Raw genomic sequence first — 21024 nt, 5'->3', positions numbered from 1 at the left:
TCTCCCGCCCCGCAGTTGAAATCCTCTCCACCACCCCCATATGAATGGGCATAAGGCATTTTCGCCCCGCAGTGTGGAGACTCTTCCCTTGACCACCATCGTTTCAGTCCGCCGCCACGGCAAAGTCGTCATGGGCGGCGACGGCCAGGTTTCTCTCGGCAACACCGTGATGAAAGGCAACGCGAAGAAAGTTCGTCGCCTGTACCACGGCGAAGTCATCGCCGGGTTCGCCGGTGCCACCGCCGACGCCTTTACCCTGTTCGAACGTTTCGAAGGCCAGCTTGAAAAGCACCAGGGTCATCTGGTTCGCGCCGCCGTCGAACTCGCCAAAGAATGGCGCACCGACCGCTCCCTGAGCCGCCTCGAAGCGATGCTCGCGGTCGCCAACAAGGACGCCTCCCTGATCATCACCGGCAACGGTGACGTGGTCGAACCCGAAGACGGCCTGATCGCCATGGGTTCCGGTGGCGCCTATGCGCAAGCCGCCGCCAGCGCCCTGCTGAAGAAGACCGACCTGTCGGCCCGCGAAATCGTCGAGACCGCTCTCGGCATCGCCGGCGACATCTGTGTATTCACCAACCACACCCAGACCATTGAGGAGCAGGATCTCGCTGAATGAGCCTGACGCGGCCCCTGTGCCACGGCTTGTTTCTGCTTGAGGACCGTCAATTATTATGTCCATGACTCCCCGCGAAATCGTCCACGAACTCAACCGCCACATCATCGGCCAGGACGATGCCAAGCGCGCCGTCGCGATTGCCCTGCGCAACCGCTGGCGCCGCATGCAGCTGCCTGAAGAGCTGCGCGTTGAAGTGACCCCGAAGAACATCCTGATGATCGGCCCGACCGGTGTCGGTAAAACCGAGATCGCCCGTCGCCTGGCCAAACTGGCCAATGCGCCGTTCATCAAGGTCGAAGCGACCAAGTTCACCGAAGTCGGCTACGTCGGCCGTGACGTCGAATCGATCATCCGTGATCTGGCCGATGCCGCGATCAAGATGCTGCGCGAGCAGGAAATGACCCGCGTTCGCCACCGCGCCGAAGACGCCGCCGAGGACCGTATCCTCGACGCCCTGCTGCCACCGGCACGCATGGGCTTCAGCAATGAAGAAGCGCCGACTCAGGACTCCAACACTCGCCAGCTGTTCCGCAAGCGCCTGCGCGAAGGTCAGCTGGACGACAAAGAAATCGAGATCGAAGTCGCCGAAACGGCCGGCATCGAAATCGCCACGCCTCCGGGCATGGAAGAAATGACCAACCAGTTGCAGAACCTGTTCGCCAACATGGGCAAGGGCAAGAAGAAGGCCCGCAAGCTCAAGGTCAAGGAAGCGCTGAAGCTGGTACGCGACGAAGAAGCCGGTCGCCTGGTCAACGAAGAAGAGTTGAAGGCCAAGGCTCTCGAAGCAGTCGAGCAGCACGGTATCGTGTTCATCGACGAAATCGACAAGGTCGCCAAGCGCGGCAATGTCGGCGGCGCCGATGTGTCCCGCGAGGGCGTGCAACGCGACCTGCTGCCGCTGATCGAAGGCTGCACCGTCAACACCAAGCTGGGTATGGTCAAGACCGACCACATCCTGTTCATCGCCTCCGGTGCGTTCCACCTGAGCAAACCGAGCGATCTGGTGCCGGAGCTGCAAGGCCGTCTGCCGATCCGCGTCGAACTCAAGGCCCTGAGCCCGCAGGACTTCGAACGCATCCTCAGCGAACCGCACGCCTCGCTCACCGAGCAGTACTGCGCACTGCTGAAAACCGAAGGCCTGAACATCCAGTTCCAGCCGGAAGGCATCAAGCGTCTGGCGGAAATCGCCTGGCAGGTCAACGAGAAGACCGAGAACATCGGTGCCCGTCGCCTGCACACGCTGCTCGAGCGTCTGCTGGAAGAGGTGTCGTTCAGTGCCGGCGATCTGGCCAGCGCCCACGACGACAAGGCGATCCAGATCGACGCCGAATACGTCAACAGCCACCTGGGCGAATTGGCGCAGAACGAAGACCTGTCCCGTTATATCCTGTAAGCCATACTTACAGTGGTCGTGAAACTGTGGGAGCCATCGGCTCCCACAATTTTTTCCACCTGACGGAACGCCGACGATGACCCAACTCCCTACCGACATCAAACTGCACAAAGCCTCGAAAACCCTGTCGCTCAAATACGCGTCCGGCGAGGAATACACCCTGCCCGCCGAATTCCTGCGCGTGCATTCTCCCTCCGCCGAGGTCCAGGGCCACGGCAAACCGATCCTGCAATTCGGCAAGCTGCATGTCGGCCTGACCAAGGTAGAACCGGCCGGTCAGTACGCACTGAAACTGACCTTCGACGACGGTCACGACAGCGGTCTGTTCACCTGGGATTATCTGTACGAGCTGGGGCGACGTTATGACGCACTCTGGGCGGATTATCTGGCCGAGCTCAAAGCCGCTGGCAAAACCCGCGACCCGGACGAGTCCGTCGTCAAGCTGATGCTCTAGTCCGCGCCTCGGACTGTTTAGAGGGCATTTTCTAGATTCATCTGTTTGAATGCTCCGCTAAAGCGGCCCGGGATCGGCTGCTTGCGAAAAAAATCAATCTCGGGTAACCAATGGAACTGGCAAGTTCCCTGCAGTGCTCTACGACTGTAAAGCAGCTATGCAGAATCAACGGTCACCCGAGCAGTAGTACCTGGCATTGGCTGTGGAACTGCACAGCAAAAACCGGGTACTCGTCTCAGGACAATGGAGCGTCGTAGATGAGTAACAAGAATAACGATGATTTGAAGTACCAGGCCTCGGAGAACACCCTGGGGCTGAATCCTGTCGTTGGGCTTCGCGGAAAGGATCTGCTGGCCTCTGCTCGAATGGTGCTGACCCAGGCCATCAAACAACCGATCCATAGTGTCAAACACGTCACCCAGTTCGGCCTCGAACTGACGAACGTGCTGTTCGGCAAATCCGACCTGCAACCGGCGGGCGATGACCGTCGCTTCGTCGATCCGGCGTGGAGTCAGAACCCGCTGTACAAACGTTATCTGCAAACCTACCTGGCGTGGCGCAAGGAACTCCATGCCTGGATCGACGACAGCAGCCTCTCGCCCAAGGACATCGCGCGCGGCCACTTCGTGATCAACCTGATGACCGAGGCCATGGCGCCGACCAACACGGCGGCCAACCCGGCGGCAGTCAAACGCTTCTTCGAGACCGGCGGAAAGAGCCTGCTCGACGGCCTTTCGCATCTGGCCAAGGATCTGGTGCACAACGGCGGCATGCCGAGCCAGGTCAACATGGGCGCGTTCGAGGTCGGCAAGAGCCTGGGCGTGACCGAAGGCGCAGTGGTGTTTCGCAACGACGTGCTGGAGCTGATCCAGTACAAGCCGATCACCGAGCAGGTGCACGAGCGCCCGCTGCTGGTGGTGCCGCCGCAGATCAACAAGTTCTATGTATTCGACCTGAGCCCGGACAAGAGCCTGGCGCGTTTCTGCCTGCGCAACAATGTGCAGACCTTCATCGTCAGCTGGCGCAACCCGACCAAGGAACAGCGCGAGTGGGGCCTCTCGACTTACATCGAAGCCCTGAAGGAAGCGGTCGATGTGGTCACCGCGATCACCGGCAGCAAAGACGTCAACATGCTGGGCGCCTGCTCCGGCGGCATCACCTGCACCGCCCTGCTCGGCCACTACGCCGCCACGGGTGAAAACAAGGTCAATGCCCTGACCCTGCTGGTCAGCGTACTCGACACCACGCTCGACAGCGACGTCGCGCTGTTTGTCGACGAGCAGACCCTGGAGATGGCCAAGCGTCATTCGTATCAGGCCGGTGTGCTCGAAGGCAAAGACATGGCCAAGGTCTTCGCGTGGATGCGCCCCAACGATCTGATCTGGAACTACTGGGTCAACAACTACCTGCTCGGCAACGAGCCGCCAGTGTTCGACATCCTGTTCTGGAACAACGATACGACTCGACTGCCGGCCGCGTTCCACGGCGATCTGATCGAGATGTTCAAAAACAATCCACTGACCCGCCCCGATGCACTGGAAGTGTGCGGCACGCCGATCGACCTCAAGAAAGTCACGGCCGACATCTTCTCGCTGGCCGGCACCAACGACCACATCACGCCGTGGAAGTCCTGCTACAAGTCGGCGCAGCTGTTCGGTGGCAAGGTGGAATTCGTGCTGTCCAGCAGCGGGCATATCCAGAGCATCCTGAACCCGCCGGGCAACCCGAAATCGCGCTACATGACCAGCGACGAAATGACCGCCAATGCCGATGACTGGCAGGAAAACTCGACCAAGCACGCCGACTCCTGGTGGCTGCACTGGCAGGCCTGGCAGGCAGCGCGTTCGGGCGAGCTGAAAAAAGCGCCGACGAAACTGGGCAATAAAGCGTATCCGGCAGGCGAAGCATCGCCGGGCACTTACGTACACGAGCGGTAACTGACGCACCTCGCTCCCCTGTGGGAGCGGGCTTGCTCGCGAAAGCGGTTGATCAGCCAACATCAATGGCGACTGACACGACGCCTTCGCGAGCAAGCCCGATCCCACAAGGGGGACGAGGCTGACATTGAGATTGACCCACAGGGCCTTGAAGCATGCCGCACCCGTTCATCTTTCGAACTGTCGAGCTGGATGGCCAGACCATCCGCACGGCGGTCCGCCCCGGCAAGCCTCACTTGACGCCCTTGCTGATATTCAACGGCATCGGCGCCAACCTGGAGCTGGTGTTTCCTTTTGTCGCGGCGCTGGATCCGGATCTGGAAGTGATCGCCTTCGACGTGCCCGGTGTCGGCGGTTCCTCGACGCCGAGCCGGCCGTATCGCTTTCCGGGGCTGGCGAAACTCACCGCACGGATGCTCGATTACCTCGACTACGGACAGGTCAACGTGATCGGCGTGTCCTGGGGTGGCGCGCTGGCGCAGCAGTTCGCCTACGACTATCCCGAGCGCTGCAAGAAGCTGGTGCTGGCGGCGACCGCTGCCGGTGCGGTGATGGTGCCGGGCAAGCCGAAAGTGCTGTGGATGATGGCCAGCCCACGGCGCTACATCCAGCCGTCCCATGTGATCCGCATCGCCCCGATGATCTACGGCGGCTCGTTCCGCCGCGATCCGACACTCGCAGCCAGCCATGCGGCCAAGGTGCGTTCGGCGGGCAAGCTCGGCTACTACTGGCAACTGTTCGCGGGCCTGGGCTGGACCAGCATTCACTGGCTGCACAAGATCCACCAGCCGACGCTGGTGCTGGCCGGCGATGATGATCCGCTGATCCCGCTGATCAACATGCGCATGCTCGCCTGGCGAATCCCCAACGCGCAACTGCACATCATCGACGACGGGCATCTGTTCCTGATCACCCGGGCCGAGGCGGTGGCGCCGATCATCATGAAATTCCTCCAGGAGGAACGTCAGCGTGCGGTGATGCATCCGCACCCGACACCGCTGGGCGGATAACCGTCCCGGCTCGGATTTCTGGACAGCGTCTTGCAGCGTTTCCGCACAGGTGCGTGGCAAGGAGCCACGCAGGCAACAACCCGCAACAGCGTCTATGGTGTTCTGGTTCGGTGTGTTTGTTTTTGGCCTGAAGACGAAGGAGTGTTGAGTCATGCGTGACAAACCAGCGACGGGCGTCGTGCCCAGCCCCGCCGTGTTCATCAATGCACAGAGTGCCATGACCGGTCTGCGCGGCCGGGACCTGATCTCGACCTTGCGCAGCGTGGCGGCCCACGGCTTGCGCAATCCGATCCACAGTGCAAAACACGCCTTGAAGCTGGGAGGCGCGCTCGGACGCGTGCTGCTCGGCGAAACCCTGCACCCGACCAATCCACAGGACAGTCGCTTCGCCGATCCGGCGTGGAGCCTGAACCCGTTCTATCGGCGCAGCCTTCAGGCTTATCTGGCCTGGCAGAAACAGGTCAAGAGCTGGATCGACGAGAGCAGCATGAGCGACGACGACCGCGCCCGCGCGCACTTCGCCTTCACCCTGCTCAACGACGCCGTGGCGCCTTCCAACACACTGCTTAATCCGCTGGCCGTGAAGGAGCTGTTCAACTCTGGCGGCCACAGCCTGGTGCGTGGTCTCAGCCATCTTTTTGATGATTTGCTGCACAACGACGGCCTGCCACGCCAAGTGACCAAGCAGGCTTTCGAAGTCGGCAAGACCGTCGCCACCACCACCGGCTCGGTGGTGTTTCGCAACGAAATGCTCGAGCTGATCCAGTACCGGCCGATGAGCGAAAAACAGTATTCGAAACCGCTGCTGGTGGTGCCGCCACAAATCAACAAGTACTACATTTTCGACCTCAGCCCGAGCAACAGCTTCGTCCAGTTCGCGCTGAAGAACGGTTTGCAGACCTTCATGATCAGCTGGCGCAACCCGGATGTGCGGCATCGCGAATGGGGCCTCTCGACCTACGTCGAAGCCGTGGAGGAAGCGATGAACATCTGCCGGGCGATCACCGGCGCCCGCGAGGTCAACCTGATGGGTGCCTGCGCCGGCGGCCTGACCATTGCGGCGCTGCAAGGGCATCTGCAGGCCAAGCGGCAGTTGCGGCGAGTCTCCAGCGCCACCTATCTGGTGAGCCTGCTCGACAGTGAAATGAACACCCCGGCCACCCTGTTCGCCGATGAGCAAACGCTCGAAGCGGCCAAGCGGCGCTCCTATCAGAAAGGCGTGCTGGACGGTCGCGACATGGCCAAGGTGTTCGCCTGGATGCGCCCCAACGATCTGATCTGGAGTTACTTCGTCAACAACTACCTGCTGGGCAAGGAGCCGCCGGCGTTCGACATCCTCTACTGGAACAACGACAGCACCCGCCTGCCCGCCGCGTTTCACGGCGACATTCTGGACTTCTTCAAGCACAACCCGCTGACCCATCCGGGTGGGCTGGAAGTGTGCGGCACGCCGATCGATCTGCAGAAGGTCACGGTCGACAGTTTCAGCGTGGCCGGTATGAACGACCACATCACGCCGTGGGATGCGGTCTATCGCTCGACGCTGTTGCTGGGCGGTGAGCGACGCTTCGTGCTGTCCAACAGCGGCCACGTGCAAAGCATCCTCAACCCGCCGGGCAACCCGAAAGCCAATTACGTCGAGAACGGAAAGCTCAGCAGCGATCCGCGCGCCTGGTACTACGACGCCAAAAAAGTCGACGGCAGTTGGTGGCCGCAATGGCTGGAGTGGGTGCAGCAGCGCTCCGGCGCCCTGCGCGAAACCCAGATGACCCTCGGCAACGCCAATTATCCACCGATGGAAGCGGCACCCGGCACCTATGTGCGCGTGCGCTGACTGACTCAAGCCCTATTTAAGAAGACTGGATGAAAACAAGCGAACGGATCCTCGAATGTGCCCTGCAGTTGTTCAATGAAAAGGGCGAGCCGAACGTCTCCACCATGGAGGTTGCCAATGAAATGGGGATCAGCCCCGGCAACCTCTACTACCACTTCCACGGCAAGGAACCGCTGATTCTCGGGTTGTTCGAGCGCTTCCAGAACGACCTCGCCCCGCTGCTCGACCCGCCTGCCGATGTCGAACTGGCGCCGGAGGATTACTGGCTGTTCCTGCACCTGATAGTCGAACGGCTGGCGCAGTACCGCTTCCTGTTCCAGGACCTGTCGAACCTGGCCGGACGCCTGCCGAAACTGGCCAAGGGCATTCGCCAGTTCCTCAACGTGCTCAAGCGCACGCTGGCGTCATTGCTCGCGCGGCTGAAGGCGTCAGGGCAGTTGGTCAGCGACACCCAGGCGCTGGGGCAACTGGTGGAGCAGATCACCATGACGCTGCTGTTCTCGCTGGACTATCAGCGGATTCTCGATCGTGAAGGGGAAGTGCGGCTGGTGGTGTACCAGATCATGATGCTGGTGGCGCCGCATCTGTTGCCGCCGGTGAAGGTGGCTACGGAGAGGATGGCCCTTCAGTACCTCGAAGATCACGAGTGACCCGAAAAGCCCCCCTCACCCTAGCCCTCTCCCGGAGGGAGAGGGGACTGACCGAAGTGTTTCGCGTTATACATCGACCTGAAAGTTCGCGTCGATTATGGATTCGGTACAACACTTTCAGGTCGGCGTAATTCTCAAACATCCCACGGTCAGTTCCCTCTCCCTCGGGGAGAGGGCTAGGGTGAGGGGCTTCTTGGATCAGACATAAAAAAACGCCCGACCTTCACAGGCCGGGCGTTTTCTTGAGCCCTGAAAAATCAGGACTGACTGGTTGGCGTCGACGGAGTCGATGCAGCAGTCGGAGCAGGCGCCGGGGTTGGAGCCGAGGCCGAGTTCGACGTGCTTGCCAGTGCTTGCGGCGTGGTCACCGGTTTTGGCGCAGCTGGTTTCGGCGCAGCGGCTTTCGGCGCGGCCGGTTTTTTCACTGCCGGTTTTTTCGCCGCAGCCGGTTTGGCGGCAGGCTTGGCAGCGGGTTTGGCGGCAGCGGTTTTCGCTGCTGGCTTGGCCGCAGGTTTGGCGGCTGGTTTCGCTGCCGGCTTGGCAGCGGCCTTGGCGGCAACCGGTTTGGCCGCGGCTTTCGCTGCAGGCTTGGCAGCAGCGGTTTTGGCTGCTGGTTTTGCGGCCGGTTTGGCGGCGGCTTTAGCCAGTGGCTTGGCAGCAGTTTTGGCCGCAGGCTTGGCTGCTGCGGTTTTGGCCGCGACAGGCTGAGCTTTCAGGCCGGTGAGTTTTTCGATCTGCTTGGTCAGGGTATCGACCTTCTTGTGCAGATCCTTCACCTCGTTGCGGCTCGGTACGCCCAGGCGCGAAATCGCACTGTTCAGGCGCTTGTCGAAAGCCCCTTCCAGTTGATCCCAGGTGCCCAGTGCGCGATCTTTCACGCCGCTGATGCGCGATTTTGCCGAGCTTGCAGAATCCTTGGCAGCATCGACTTTCTTGCCGACTGCAGCCTTGGTGAGCTTCTCGGCTTTCTCGCCGTCTTTGACCAATGTATCGAAGAGCTTGCTGCCGTCAGTGTCGATCTTCGAGTACACGCCTAAACCAGCCAGCCAGATCTTGCGGGAATAGTCTTCGACTTTTCCGATCCACGAGCTGCCTTCTTTATCGGTGTTCTTTTTACCAGCCATCCCGTTCTCCTTAAGATTTACGCGCGACGCGTTCGAGCAATGCCGTCAGCTCATCGAGCTTAGCAGAGAGTGCCTCAACGTCATGTTTAGACGGAATGCCGATACGATTCAAGGCACTGGCGACACGCGTGTCGAACGCCTTCTCGACCTTGTCGAGCTGAACTTCGACCCGCCCTTTGAAAGAGCTGACTTCGCTCTTGGCTTCATCGATCTCGGCGTTGGCCGCTTCGAGTTTTTCGGTGACGGCTTTTTTGCCTTTCTTTTCAACAGTTTGACCAGCCTTGATCAACTCCTGAAAGTACTCGCTGCCCTCCTGACCGACCTTGGTGTAGGCACCCAGGCCTGCCAGCCAGATCTTGCGGGCATAGGACTTGACGTCGCTCAGAGCGGAAGTCGAAGCGTCGATTTTTTTCTTCAAAATGACTTTGGCCATGGTGCACCTCACGCGCAGAAGGTTTGAGGAACTGCCCTGACGAGTGTCGGGCTCAGGCACAAAGTAGGGAGAAAAATTAGAAACGGCACCCTAACAACTGACATAAAAGGCAGGTGCACGAGAAAAAAACGGGGAGCCCGAAGCTCCCCGTTTTGACCTGATCAGACCAGCGCTTTATCCAGCGCCTTTTCGATCTCGGCTTTGATCATGCCGCTCATGGCCGACATCATCAGGCCCAGTTCCACGTCGACCCGGATCGAATCCTCGGCCACATGCACCGCGCCCTTCACGCCCGAACGCTTGAGGTTCAGGACATCGCCCGACCACTGCGGCTCCAGGCCATATTGATCGGAGAGTTTCTGCGCCAGTTTGTCGGCTTTCTCGCGGGCCGCTTCCTTGCCCAGGCTGTGGGCACGCTCAACACTGATATGGGCCATTGAATGACTCCTGCTTTTTGAATGGGGCTATGAATGCCTGCAACGAATCTTGACCGCCACTGCGGCAAATCGTCCCGAAGGTTGCCCATCTTACCTTTAGCCATTCCAAGACAAAGCATGGCTTGGGGATTAGAATGTCGCGCATTCTCTTTTGGTGACAGCGATATGACTGATCAGCGCAAAGGCAGCGATGCCGAACCCACCACTCACTTCGGCTTCAAAAACGTTCCGGAAAGTCAGAAAGCGGAAAAAGTCGCTGAGGTGTTCCACTCCGTGGCCGCCAAGTACGACCTGATGAACGACCTTCTGTCGGGCGGCATGCACCGTCTGTGGAAGCGCTTCGCGATCGAACTGTCGGGCGTGCGCGCCGGCAACCGCGTGCTGGACATCGCCGGTGGCACCGGCGACCTGACCAAGAAATTCTCGCACCTGGTCGGCCCGACCGGTCAGGTGGTGCTGGCCGACATCAACGAATCCATGCTCAAGGTCGGCCGTGACCGCCTGCTGGATGTCGGCGTGTCGGGCAATGTCGAGTTCGTCCAGGCCGACGCTGAAAAGCTGCCGTTCCCGGACAACCATTTCGACTGCGTGACCATCGCCTTCGGCCTGCGCAACGTGACTCATAAAGAAGACGCCCTGCGCTCGATGCTGCGCGTACTCAAGCCGGGCGGCCGCCTGCTGGTGCTGGAATTCTCCAAGCCGACCAACGCGCTGATGTCCAAGGCCTACGACGCCTACTCGTTCGCCTTCATGCCGCTGATGGGCAAGCTGATCACCAACGACTCGGAAAGCTATCGCTACCTGGCCGAATCGATCCGCATGCACCCGAATCAGGAAACCCTGAAGTCGATGATGGTCGACGCCGGTTTCGACCGCGTGACCTATCACAACATGACCGCAGGCATCGTCGCCCTGCACCGCGGCATCAAACCCTGATGCTGCTGACCGGGCTGCTCGCCAGCGTCGAACTCGGCCTGAACCGCGTGCTGCGTCTCGATAGCACGGCGCTGCCGCGACTGGCGCATCTGACCGGCAAGGTGATTGCCGTGGATTGCCGCAGCCCGGCGCTGCAACTGTTCATCCTGCCGAGCGACGAAGGTCTGATGCTGGCGTCCCGTTGGGAAACCGGCGTCGACTGCACCCTGCGCGCCCCGGCCTCGAGCCTGTTGAAACTGGCCCTGAGCAAGGACAAGACCGCGGTGCTGCACGCACCGGAAGTCGAACTCGACGGCGACAGCGGCGTGCTGCTGGAGCTGGCGGGCGTGCTGCAGGATCTCGAGCTGGACTGGGAGTACGAACTCTCGCGCTGGCTGGGACCTGTTGCCACACAACTGGTCGGCGGTCACCTGCGCAGCCGCACCCGCTGGTATCAACAAGGATTTGCCAGCCTCAACCAGAATCTCGCCGAATACCTGGCCGAAGAATCGCGCACCCTCGTCGGGCAGCGCGAAGCCGAAGCCCGCTTCAGCGAACTGGACCGGATCAAACTCGATCTGGAACGTCTCGAGGCGCGCTTCGAGCGCCTTTCCCGATCCCTCGACCCAAGCGATAACGCATGAAGCTGCTCGCCGTCCGCCGTCTGTTGCGCATCCAGCGCGTCGTGATCCGCTACCGCCTCGATGACCTGCTGTTCGATCTGCCTTTGCCGTGGTTCCTGCTGGCGCTGCGCTACGTTCTGCCGTGGCGCTGGTTCCCGCGCAAGCCGCTGGACCTGAGCCGTGGCGCTCGCCTGCGCCTGGCCTTGCAGGATCTGGGGCCGATCTTCATCAAGTTCGGGCAGATCCTCTCGACCCGCCGCGACCTGCTGCCGGAAGACATCGCCGATGAGCTGATGCGGTTGCAGGACCGCGTGCCGCCATTCGATTCGCAGCTGTCGGTCAAGCTGATCGAAGAGCAACTGGGCAAGAAGATCAGCGAAGTGTTCAGCCGCTTCGACGTCGAACCGCTGGCCTCGGCCTCGGTGGCGCAAGTACACGCCGCGCAACTGAAGACCGGCGAAGAAGTGGTGGTCAAGGTGATCCGCCCGGGCCTGAAACCGATCATCGCCCAGGATCTGGCGTGGTTGTTCATCCTCGCCCGCGCCGCCGAAAAAGTCTCCGCCGACGCCCGTCTGCTGCACCCGGTGGACGTGGTCAGCGACTACGAAAAAACCATCTACGACGAACTCGACCTGTTGCGCGAAGCGGCTAACGCCAGCCAGTTGAAACGCAACTTCGAAGGCTCGCCGCTGCTCTACGTGCCGCAAGTCTATTGGGACTGGTGCCGGCCGAAAGTGCTGGTGATGGAGCGCATCTACGGGATTCAGGTGACGGATCTGGCGACCCTCGCCGACCAGCGCACCGACATGAAAATGCTTGCCGAACGCGGCGTGGAGATCTTCTTCACCCAGGTGTTCCGCGACAGTTTCTTCCACGCCGACATGCACCCGGGCAACATCTTCGTCAGCACCGTCAATCCGTGGAGCCCGCAGTACATCGCGATCGACTGCGGCATCGTCGGCAGCCTGACCCCGGAAGACCAGGATTATCTGGCGCGCAACCTGTTCGCCTTCTTCAAGCGCGACTACCGCCGCGTGGCGCAATTGCACATCGATTCGGGCTGGGTGCCAGCGGAAACCAAGCTCAACGAATTCGAAGCGGCGATCCGTACCGTGTGCGAGCCGATCTTCGAAAAACCATTAAAAGATATTTCATTTGGCCAGGTGCTGATGCGCCTGTTCCAGACTGCGCGCCGCTTCAACATGGAAGTGCAGCCGCAACTCGTATTGCTGCAAAAGACCCTGCTGAACATCGAAGGCCTGGGCCGTCAGCTGTACCCGGACCTGGATCTGTGGAACACCGCGCAGCCGTTCCTCGAACGCTGGATGCGTGAGCGCGTCAGCCCGAAAGCCTTGATCGGCAACGTCCAGAGCCAGTTCGAGCAACTGCCGCACCTGGCCAACATGGCCCGCGACCTGCTCGAACGGATGTCCCAGCCCCACGCCAACGACCCGCCGCCACCGTGGAAAAAACGCAAGGACGACTGGTTCCTGCGCCTGCTCGGCGGCGCCCATCTGGCGGGCGGTACGATCCTCGCCGCCGGAGGCCCGTTGCACGAACTGGGGCATTGGCCCGCCGGGATCATGGTGGCAGTCGGCTTGTATCTGGTCGTTCGCCGATAGCCAGTTCCGTGATCGGCTGGCACACTGTTTCAACGCCTGAACCCGACTATTGAAGTGTGGGTTCGCTGTCGGAGTCGAAGATGAAAAACTGGCTGGACGAGATCAAGTGGGACGCCGATGGCCTGGTGCCGGCGATTGCCCAGGATCACAAGACCGGACGCGTATTGATGATGGCCTGGATGAACCGCGAAGCCCTGGAGCTGACCGCGGCGGAAAACCGTGCCATCTATTGGTCACGTTCCCGTGGCAAGCTGTGGCGCAAGGGCGAAGAGTCCGGCCACGTACAGACGCTGCATGAAATGCGTCTGGACTGCGACGCCGACGTCATCATCCTGATGGTCGAACAGATCGGCGACATCGCTTGCCATACCGGCCGTCAAAGCTGCTTCTACCGCGTCTTCGAAAACGGCGACTGGAAAACGGTCGACCCGGTCCTGAAAGACCCGCACGCTATTTACTCCGCAGGACACAAACATGAGTGACACCCTGACCCGCCTCGCTCAGGTGCTGGAAGAGCGCAAGGGCGCAGCTGCCGACAGCTCGTATGTGGCTAGTCTGTATCACAAGGGCTTGAACAAGATTCTGGAGAAAGTCGGCGAAGAATCGGTCGAAACGATCATTGCCGCCAAGGACGCCGCCGTCAGCGGCGACTGCAGCGACGTGATCTACGAGACCGCCGACCTGTGGTTCCACAGCATGGTCATGCTTGCCCAGCTGGGGCAGCATCCGCAGGCAGTGCTGGATGAACTGGATCGCCGTTTCGGCCTGTCCGGACACGTCGAGAAAGCCTCGCGTCCGTCCGCCTGAACAACTATTAGAGAGGAACAGCAACATGGGCATTTTTGACTGGAAACACTGGATCGTCATCCTGGTGGTCGTGGTACTGGTGTTCGGTACCAAGAAACTGAAAAACCTCGGCACCGACGTTGGCGAATCGATCAAGGGCTTCCGTAAAGCCATGAACGACGACGAAAAACCGGCCGATCCGACCGTCACGCCTGCGCAACCGGTCCCACCGGTTCAGCCGCAAGCCACCGCTCAGGCCAACCCGCCGCACACCATCGACGTGCAGGCGCAGAAAGTCGAAGAGCCGATCCGCAAAGACGTGTGAGCACTGACTAATGTTTGGTATCAGCTTCTCTGAACTGCTGCTCGTCGGCCTCGTTGCCCTGCTGGTGCTGGGCCCCGAGCGTCTGCCGGGTGCTGCGCGCACCGCCGGCCTGTGGGTCGGACGGCTGAAGCGCAGCTTCAACGCGATCAAACAGGAAGTTGAGCGTGAAATCGGTGCCGACGAAATCCGTCGGCAGCTGCACAACGAACATATCCTGTCGCTGGAGCAGGAGGCGCGGAAGATTTTCACGCCGGTTCAGCAGGAGCCGACGCCGGTCGAGCACGTGGGTGAGCAGACGATTCATGCGCCTGCCGCCGCGACGCCACCAGCACCTGTCGCAGCGCCAACCGATTCTGCGCCTGCTGTCGCAGCCACGACGGTTGAACACGTAGCCCCAACCGCCGCGCCGACTCCACCAGCGCCAATCGACACCACTTTGCCGCCGCGAGCCCCATGAGCGATCTCCCCGAAAACGACCAGCACATGCCGCTGGTATCGCACCTCACCGAGTTGCGCACCCGCCTGCTGCGTTGCGTCGCGGCGATCTTCATCATCTTCGCCGGGCTGTTCGCCTTCACCCAGCAGATCTACACCTTCGTCTCGACGCCGCTGCGCCAGTACCTGCCGGCCGGCGCGACGATGATCGCCACCGACGTGTCGTCGCCGTTCCTGACGCCGCTGAAGCTGACGATGATGGTCTCGCTGTTCCTGGCGATTCCGGTGATCCTGCATCAGATCTGGGGCTTCATCGCGCCGGGCCTGTACAAGCATGAAAAGCGCGTTGCTGTGCCGTTGCTGATCTCCAGCATCCTGCTGTTCTACACCGGCATGGCGTTCGCCTACTTCTTCGTGTTCCCGCTGATCTTCAAGTTCTTCGCCTCCGCCACCCCGGCCGGCGTGGAAATGATGACCGACATCACCAGTTACCTCGATTTCGTCATGACGCTGTTCTTCGCCTTCGGCGTGGCGTTCGAAATCCCGGTGGCCGTGGTGCTGCTGGTGTGGATCGGCGTGGTCGACGTCAAATACCTGAAGAAGATCCGTCCGTACGTGATCATCGGCTGCTTCGTGGTCGGCATGATCCTGACCCCGCCGGACATCTTCTCCCAGACCCTGCTGGCCGTGCCGATGTGGATGCTGTTTGAAGTCGGCATCCTGTTCGGCAGTCTGGTCAGCAAGCGCGAGCGCCCGGAAGAAACCGCCGACGATCACAACGACCAGCCGCCAGCGACCCAGCCATGAACCTGCTGTTGCTCGAAGAGGCCGACTTCATCGCGGCCGACCGCGTCGTGCTGCGTGATCGGCGCCTGACCCACATGCAGGAAGTCCACCGCTCGGAAGTCGGCGACAGCCTGCGGGTCGGGCGCATCAACGGGTTGATGGGCTCGGCCGAGCTGCTGCGTCTGGAAGCGGGTGAAGCCGAGCTGCGCGTCACCCTCGATCAACCGCCACCGGCCAAACTGCCGCTGACCCTGGTACTCGCCCTGCCCCGCCCGAAGATGCTGCGCCGGGTGTTCCAGACCGTGGCGACCATGGGCGTGTCGAAGGTGATTCTGGTCAACAGCTACCGGGTCGAGAAAAGCTTCTGGCAGACGCCGTTCCTGGAACCGGAAGCGATCCGCGAACAACTGATCCTCGGCCTCGAACAGGCTCGGGATACGGTGCTGCCGGAAATCATCATCGAGAAACGCTTCAAGCCGTTTGTCGAAGATCGACTGCCGGCCATCACCGACGGCACTCTCGGCCTGGTCGGCCATCCGGGCAACTTCCCGCCCTGCCCTCGCGCCCTGAGCGAACCGGTGACCCTGGCCATCGGCCCCGAGGGTGGCTGGATTCCTTACGAAATCGATCTGCTGGCCAAATCCGGCCTGCAACCGGTGCAACTCGGCGAGCGCATCCTGCGAGTCGAAACCGCCGTCACCGCGCTGCTCGCCCGGCTGTTCTAAAAGGCCTTCGCCAGACAAATCGCGTTACAGATTGCCATCACGCGGCCGATACACTCTCCATAAGTCCAATTAGTTAGTGGTCCGAGGGGAGTCGTCGCATGTACCGTTGGTTAGCCGAGAATCTTGGAAACGTCAGCGTCAAACGCAAGCTGGGAATCGGTTTCGGCCTGGTGCTGCTGTTGACGCTGTTGATCACCTTTACCGGCTGGACCGGCATGAGCGGGATCATCAGCCGGGGCGACAAGCTCGGGTTCATCTCCAGCCTCAATGAGCTGACCAAAGACCTGCGCCTGGCGCGCCTGGACTATGAAGCCCGCCGTGGCGAACAGGGCCCCGGCGCGGTCAACGATCTGCTCGGCAAACTCGACAGCGGCCTGCAAAGCGCTCGCGGCATGATCGAGCAACCGTCCGATGTGGCCATGATCGATCAGCAACTGGCGGCGGTCGCCGAGTACAAGCGCGCCTTTGGCGACATGACCCAGGCCACCGTGCAGCGTGAAGACGCACGCAGCAAACTCGGCGCCAGCGCCGACAACGCCGTGGCCAAGGTCAGCGAAGTCGAAAAATCCCTGCTGCAAGGCGACAGCGTCGCGCAGTTCAACAGCGTGATCGAGCTGAGCAAACTGCTGCAACAAGCGCGCTATCAGGTGCGCGGCTACACCTACAGCGGCAAGGCCGATGCCGAACAACCGGCGCTGGATGCCATCGACAACGCCCTGAAAAACCTCGACAGCCTGCCGGCAAAACTGCCCGAACAGCACATCGCCAATCTGCAACAGGCCACCGACTCGATCAAAGCCTATCGCGCAGCGGTTGCCCAGTTCCGCGACTCGCAGGTCAACAACGCCAAGGCCGCCGCGCGCATGTCAGCTCAGGGCGACATCCTCATCGACGTCAGCAAGAAACTCACTGAATCCCAAACCATCGTGCGCGATACCGATGCCGCCAGCGCGAAAAGCAAGCTGCTGATCGCCACCCTGCTGGCCGTGGCCTTCGGCCTGCTCGCCGCCTGGGCGATCACCCGCCAGATCATCATCCCGCTGGAGCAAACCCTGAAAGTCGCCGAGCGCGTGGCTGCCGGTGACCTGACTCACAACCTGGTATCCCTGCGCCGTGACGAACTCGGTCAGTTGCAACGCTCGATGCAGAGCATGACTCAGGGCCTGCGCGAACTGATCGGCGGGATCAGCGACGGCGTGACCCAGATCGCCAGCGCCGCCGAAGAACTGTCTGCCGTGACCGAGCAGACCAGCGCCGGCGTAAACAATCAGAAAGTCGAGACCGACCAGGTCGCCACCGCCATGAACGAAATGGCCGCCACCGTGCAGGAAGTCGCGCGCAACGCCGAGGAAGCTTCGGAAGCGGCCGTCGCTGCTGACCAGCAAGCCCGTGAAGGTGACAAGGTGGTTGGCGAAGCTATCGCCCAGATCGAACGTCTGGCGGCCGAAGTCGGCCACTCCACCGAGGCCATGGGCGAGCTCAAGCGCGAAAGCGACAAGATCGGCAGCGTGCTCGACGTGATCAAGTCCGTGGCCCAGCAAACCAACCTGCTGGCCCTCAACGCCGCCATCGAGGCCGCCCGTGCCGGTGAAGCCGGACGTGGTTTCGCGGTGGTTGCCGACGAAGTCCGCAGCCTCGCCCAGCGCACTCAGAAGTCCACCGAAGAGATCGAAGAGCTGATCGTCGGTCTGCAGAACGGCACCCAGCAAGTGGCGACGATCATGGACAACAGCCGCACCCTGACCGACAGCAGCGTCGAGCTGACCCGGCGTGCCGGTGGTTCGCTGGAAAGCATCACCCGCACCGTCTCGGCCATTCAGGCGATGAACCAGCAGATTGCAGCAGCGGCCGAGCAGCAGAGCGCCGTTGCCGAAGAGATCAACCGCAGCGTGCTGAACGTGCGGGATGTGTCGGACCAGACCTCGGCGGCCAGTGAGGAGACGGCGGCCTCCAGCGTCGAGCTGGCGCGTCTGGGCACTCACCTGCAAACGCTGGTGGGCCGGTTCAAGGTGTAAACCGCGCAAACAAAAAAAACGCAGCCAATGGCTGCGTTTTTTTTGCCCTGCGTTTAGAGGACTTGCCGCAGGAACGCCTGAGCTCGCGGATCCTTCGGTGCGTCGAAGAACTCTGCCGGCGAGGCGTCTTCCAGCAGTTTGCCGTGATCGAAGAACAGCACCCGATCCGCCACTTCCCGGGCAAAACCCATTTCGTGGGTCACGCAGACCATGGTCATGCCTTCCACGGCCAGGTTCTTCATCACGTCCAGCACTTCACCGACCATTTCCGGGTCGAGGGCCGAGGTTGGCTCGTCGAACAGCATGACCTTGGGGTCCATCGCCAGCGCCCGGGCAATCGCCACGCGCTGCTGCTGACCGCCGGACAGGCGCGACGGATATTCGCGGGCCTTCTGGGCGATGCCGACCTTCTCCAGCAACGCCAAAGCCTTGGCTTCGCTTTCCTTCTGGCCGCGCTTGCGCACGACTTTCTGCGCCAGGCACAGGTTCTCCAGCACGGTCATGTGCGGGAACAGATTGAAATGCTGGAACACCATGCCGACTTCGCGGCGGTAGGCGTTGACGTCGGTTTTCGGGTCGGCCAGTTGCAGGCCGTCGATGCTCACCGAGCCGGAATCGAATTCTTCCAGACCATTGAGGCAACGCAGGAAGGTCGACTTGCCGGAACCGGACGGGCCGATCACCACCAGCACTTCACCCTTGGCGACGGACGTGCTGACGTTATCCACAGCGCGCACCACTTGCCCACGGGTGTCGAAGACTTTTACCAGATCGCGGACTTCAATCACTTTGCGCGAGCCTCCGCTCAAGCCGGCTGGCGATTTTCGACAGCGGCAGGTTGATCAACAGGTACAGGCCGGCGACACAGAACAGGATTTCGAACGGCGAGAACGACGTGGTGATGACTTCACGACCACTTTTCAGCAGCTCGGTGATGGCGATCACCGACACCAGCGAAGTGTCTTTGACCAGACTGATGAACTGCCCGGCCAGCGGTGGCAGCACGCGTTTGAACGCTTGCGGCAGCACCACATGACGCATCGACTGACCAGCGCTCAGGCCCAGCGAACGCGCCGCCTCGTTCTGGCCACGGGCAATCGACTGCACACCGGAACGGATGATTTCCGCCACGTAGGCGCCGGTGAACAGCGACAGCGCGGCGATCCCGGCGAACTCCCGGGACAGGTTCATCACCGTGCCGATGAAGAAATAGAAAATGAAGATCTGCACCAGCAGCGGCGTGCCGCGCACCAGTTCGACATAGATCGTCGACAGGTCGCGCAGGGTCGGGTTGCTCGACAGCCGGCACAGTCCGGTCGCCAGACCGATCAGCAGGCCCAGCACGCCGGACACCACCGACAGCCAAAGCGTCGTCCACAGGCCCCACAACAGCGGACCCGCCGCCCAATGACGCGTCACGCCCACGACATCACCTTCGGCCACATCGTCGCCCTGAGCGAATTGCAGGCTGTTTTCGTCGACGGTCAGGTGCTGCTCGTCACCGGCATCGTTGCGCAGAGTGACCTGCGCGCTGCCGCCCTTGCGCACCAGTTCGCTGACGGTGGAAATGTCGGTCGCGCGCTGGGTTTCCTCGGCCTGGTAAGCGAAATACTGCGGCACGCGGTTCCAGCGCCATTCGTAGGACATCAGCGACGTGGCGTAATACAGCGCGCCGGCCAGGCCGACCAGCACCAGCACGGTCAGGACGTGCCAGGGCCATTGGGCTTTTTTCTGTTTCATTACAGGTTCCGGATTCTGTGTTGCTCTGGAGGCCCTCTTCGCGAGCAAGCCCGCTCCCACAGTGGATTTGTGGTGTTCACACAATCTCTGTGGGAGCGGGCTTGCTTGCGAATGGGGCAACTCGGTCTAACTGACCCAGTGTTATTCCATGTCCTTGAGCCACTCGGTGCTCTTGAACCACTTGTCATGGATGCGATCGTAGGTGCCGTCTTCGTGGATCTGGTGCAGGAAGTTGTTGATGAAGTTGATGCTGTCGTAGTCACCCTTCTTCAGACCGAAGGCCAGCGGCTCGTAGGTGAACGGCTTGTCGAGGAACACCAGTTTGCCGGCGCCGACCTTGTTCACTGCAACGACGTTGTACGGCGCGTCATAGATGAAGGCGTCAGCCTTGCCGTTGACCACGTCGAGCACGGCTTCCTGCTCGTTGTCGTAGCCGTGGTACTTGGCCTTGGAGATCAGCTTCTTGGCGACCATCTCGCCGGTGGTACCGAGCTTGGAGGTGATGCGGTAGTCGGCGGTGTTCAGGTCTTTGTAGGACTTGATGGTGCCTTCCAGCTCCTTGCGGATCAGCAGGGTCTGGCCGACCACGATGAACGGTTCGCTGAAGTTCAGGCGCAGGTTGCGTTCCTGGGTCAGGGTCATGCCGCTGCCGATCATGTCGAACTTGTCGGTCATCAGTGCCGGGATGATCCCGTCGTAGCCAGTGGAGACCAGCTCCAGCTTGACGCCCATGGCCTTGGTCATGGCTTTGAGGATGTCGACTTCGAAACCGATGATCTCGCCGCGCTTGTTGGTCATTTCGAACGGCATGTAGGTCGGATCCATACCGACTTTCAACGAGCCGCGCTTGACCGCGTCATCGATTGCGCCGGCCTGCGCCGCATTGACTGCAACCAGTGCCGTGACGCCGACCAGCAGCATCGACAGATACTTCTTCATCTTCAAGTCCCCAAAACCATTGCGTTTGCGGCGCGAAAACCGACAGAAATGGACAAGATTGTCCGGGTGCGCCAATTCGGGGACGGATGCTAACGCACTCGATTTTTTGCACAAGGTTTAATGGACGATTTGTTTAACATTCAAAGGCCGACCCTCACCCCAGCCCTCTCCCGGAGGGAGAGGGGGCCGACCGAGGTGTCTTGCGCCATACATCGACCTGAA

Annotated in this window: 23 protein-coding genes and 1 pseudogene; 18 read left to right on the top strand and 6 right to left on the bottom strand. The window is 61.1% G+C overall.

From position 1 onward, the window contains the following. The first annotated feature begins 88 nt into the window (after window positions 1-88). From hslV to QR290_RS03280, 7 genes are all read left to right on the top strand, one after another. Entirely contained in the window at window positions 89-619 is a 531-nt protein-coding gene (hslV, locus tag QR290_RS03310; protein ID WP_003196958.1) for an ATP-dependent protease subunit HslV, read from the top strand. A gap of 55 nt (window positions 620-674) precedes the next feature. After that, window positions 675-2012: an ATP-dependent protease ATPase subunit HslU gene (gene hslU / locus QR290_RS03305; RefSeq protein WP_115076256.1), complete on the top strand. Its 1338-nt coding sequence runs from the start codon at window positions 675-677 to the stop codon at window positions 2010-2012. A 76-nt stretch (window positions 2013-2088) separates the two neighbouring features. Continuing rightward, window positions 2089-2466: a gamma-butyrobetaine hydroxylase-like domain-containing protein gene (locus tag QR290_RS03300; protein ID WP_085711048.1), complete on the top strand. Its 378-nt coding sequence runs from the start codon at window positions 2089-2091 to the stop codon at window positions 2464-2466. Window positions 2467-2723: 257 nt separating this feature from the next. Beyond that, window positions 2724-4403, top strand: coding sequence for a class II poly(R)-hydroxyalkanoic acid synthase (phaC, locus tag QR290_RS03295; protein WP_115076255.1), 1680 nt, complete (start codon window positions 2724-2726; stop codon window positions 4401-4403). Between the two features lie 155 nt (window positions 4404-4558). Further along, the gene (gene phaZ / locus QR290_RS03290) at window positions 4559-5413 is read left to right on the top strand and encodes a poly(3-hydroxyalkanoate) depolymerase (RefSeq protein WP_007952412.1); all 855 of its coding nucleotides are present in this window, start codon (window positions 4559-4561) and stop codon (window positions 5411-5413) included. A gap of 151 nt (window positions 5414-5564) precedes the next feature. After that, entirely contained in the window at window positions 5565-7247 is a 1683-nt protein-coding gene (gene phaC, locus QR290_RS03285; RefSeq protein WP_115076254.1) for a class II poly(R)-hydroxyalkanoic acid synthase, read from the top strand. Window positions 7248-7276: 29 nt separating this feature from the next. Further along, complete coding sequence (locus QR290_RS03280) at window positions 7277-7897, top strand: TetR/AcrR family transcriptional regulator (protein ID WP_007952414.1); 621 nt, start codon at window positions 7277-7279, stop codon at window positions 7895-7897. Window positions 7898-8154: 257 nt separating this feature from the next. On the opposite strand, the gene QR290_RS03275 is transcribed toward QR290_RS03280, so the two are convergent. The 3 genes from QR290_RS03275 to QR290_RS03265 all read right to left on the bottom strand — a co-directional run bounded on the left by QR290_RS03275 (window position 8155) and on the right by QR290_RS03265 (window position 9891). Next, the gene (locus tag QR290_RS03275; RefSeq protein WP_115076253.1) at window positions 8155-9021 is read right to left on the bottom strand and encodes a phasin family protein; all 867 of its coding nucleotides are present in this window, start codon (window positions 9019-9021) and stop codon (window positions 8155-8157) included. Between the two features lie 10 nt (window positions 9022-9031). Beyond that, entirely contained in the window at window positions 9032-9454 is a 423-nt protein-coding gene (locus QR290_RS03270) for a phasin family protein (protein WP_007952416.1), read from the bottom strand. 161 nt (window positions 9455-9615) lie between these two features. Continuing rightward, the gene (locus QR290_RS03265) at window positions 9616-9891 is read right to left on the bottom strand and encodes a polyhydroxyalkanoic acid system family protein (protein WP_007952417.1); all 276 of its coding nucleotides are present in this window, start codon (window positions 9889-9891) and stop codon (window positions 9616-9618) included. Between the two features lie 165 nt (window positions 9892-10056). Between QR290_RS03265 and ubiE the strand changes: the two genes are divergently transcribed. From ubiE to QR290_RS28685, 11 genes and pseudogenes are all read left to right on the top strand, one after another. Then, window positions 10057-10827, top strand: coding sequence for a bifunctional demethylmenaquinone methyltransferase/2-methoxy-6-polyprenyl-1,4-benzoquinol methylase UbiE (gene ubiE / locus QR290_RS03260; RefSeq protein ID WP_007952418.1), 771 nt, complete (start codon window positions 10057-10059; stop codon window positions 10825-10827). Beyond that, window positions 10827-11450 (top strand): ubiquinone biosynthesis accessory factor UbiJ, encoded by a 624-nt coding sequence (locus QR290_RS03255; RefSeq protein ID WP_115076251.1) that lies wholly within the window; start codon window positions 10827-10829, stop codon window positions 11448-11450. Before ubiE ends, QR290_RS03255 begins: the two co-directional genes overlap by 1 nt. Then, window positions 11447-13051 carry a ubiquinone biosynthesis regulatory protein kinase UbiB gene (gene ubiB, locus QR290_RS03250; protein WP_115076250.1) on the top strand — a complete coding sequence of 535 codons (1605 nt, stop codon included), beginning with the start codon at window positions 11447-11449 and terminating at the stop codon, window positions 13049-13051. The genes QR290_RS03255 and ubiB overlap by 4 nt, the downstream gene beginning before the upstream one ends. Before the next feature lie 80 nt (window positions 13052-13131). Beyond that, complete coding sequence (gene hisI / locus QR290_RS03245; protein WP_007909357.1) at window positions 13132-13533, top strand: phosphoribosyl-AMP cyclohydrolase; 402 nt, start codon at window positions 13132-13134, stop codon at window positions 13531-13533. Then, complete coding sequence (locus tag QR290_RS03240; protein WP_007952422.1) at window positions 13526-13858, top strand: phosphoribosyl-ATP diphosphatase; 333 nt, start codon at window positions 13526-13528, stop codon at window positions 13856-13858. The genes hisI and QR290_RS03240 overlap by 8 nt, the downstream gene beginning before the upstream one ends. A gap of 25 nt (window positions 13859-13883) precedes the next feature. Beyond that, window positions 13884-14162, top strand: a complete 279-nt coding sequence (locus QR290_RS03235; protein ID WP_007952423.1) for a twin-arginine translocase TatA/TatE family subunit — start codon at window positions 13884-13886, stop codon at window positions 14160-14162. 10 nt (window positions 14163-14172) lie between these two features. Continuing rightward, a complete protein-coding gene (gene tatB / locus QR290_RS03230) occupies window positions 14173-14619 on the top strand; it encodes a Sec-independent protein translocase protein TatB (protein WP_115076249.1) in 447 nt (148 codons plus the stop codon). Beyond that, complete coding sequence (tatC, locus tag QR290_RS03225) at window positions 14616-15404, top strand: twin-arginine translocase subunit TatC (protein ID WP_279309681.1); 789 nt, start codon at window positions 14616-14618, stop codon at window positions 15402-15404. Before tatB ends, tatC begins: the two co-directional genes overlap by 4 nt. Then, on the top strand, window positions 15401-16108 hold the full coding sequence (locus QR290_RS03220; RefSeq protein ID WP_289204324.1) for a 16S rRNA (uracil(1498)-N(3))-methyltransferase: 708 nt from the start codon (window positions 15401-15403) through the stop codon (window positions 16106-16108). The genes tatC and QR290_RS03220 overlap by 4 nt, the downstream gene beginning before the upstream one ends. 98 nt (window positions 16109-16206) lie before the next feature. After that, window positions 16207-17268 (top strand): annotated as a pseudogene (locus QR290_RS28690) (methyl-accepting chemotaxis protein); the annotation flags it as partial. Then, window positions 17251-18123: a methyl-accepting chemotaxis protein gene (locus QR290_RS28685; RefSeq protein WP_371807397.1), complete on the top strand. Its 873-nt coding sequence runs from the start codon at window positions 17251-17253 to the stop codon at window positions 18121-18123. The pseudogene QR290_RS28690 and the gene QR290_RS28685, both read left to right, overlap by 18 nt. Window positions 18124-18176: 53 nt before the next feature. Here QR290_RS28685 and QR290_RS03210 read toward each other — a convergent pair whose 3' ends face one another. The 3 genes from QR290_RS03210 to QR290_RS03200 all read right to left on the bottom strand — a co-directional run bounded on the left by QR290_RS03210 (window position 18177) and on the right by QR290_RS03200 (window position 20802). Beyond that, complete coding sequence (locus QR290_RS03210; RefSeq protein ID WP_064592877.1) at window positions 18177-18911, bottom strand: amino acid ABC transporter ATP-binding protein; 735 nt, start codon at window positions 18909-18911, stop codon at window positions 18177-18179. Continuing rightward, window positions 18904-19863 carry an amino acid ABC transporter permease gene (locus tag QR290_RS03205; protein ID WP_007952431.1) on the bottom strand — a complete coding sequence of 320 codons (960 nt, stop codon included), beginning with the start codon at window positions 19861-19863 and terminating at the stop codon, window positions 18904-18906. Before QR290_RS03205 ends, QR290_RS03210 begins: the two co-directional genes overlap by 8 nt. A 141-nt stretch (window positions 19864-20004) precedes the next feature. Continuing rightward, a complete protein-coding gene (locus QR290_RS03200; protein WP_039772466.1) occupies window positions 20005-20802 on the bottom strand; it encodes a transporter substrate-binding domain-containing protein in 798 nt (265 codons plus the stop codon). Window positions 20803-21024 lie beyond the last annotated feature (222 nt).

It is taken from the genome of Pseudomonas fluorescens (assembly GCF_030344995.1).
In the GTDB taxonomy this organism is placed as follows: Bacteria; Pseudomonadota; Gammaproteobacteria; order Pseudomonadales; family Pseudomonadaceae; genus Aquipseudomonas; species Aquipseudomonas fluorescens_BF.
The sequence above is the reverse complement of the archived record's forward strand: the minus strand, read 5'-3'. Positions and strand labels throughout refer to the sequence as shown.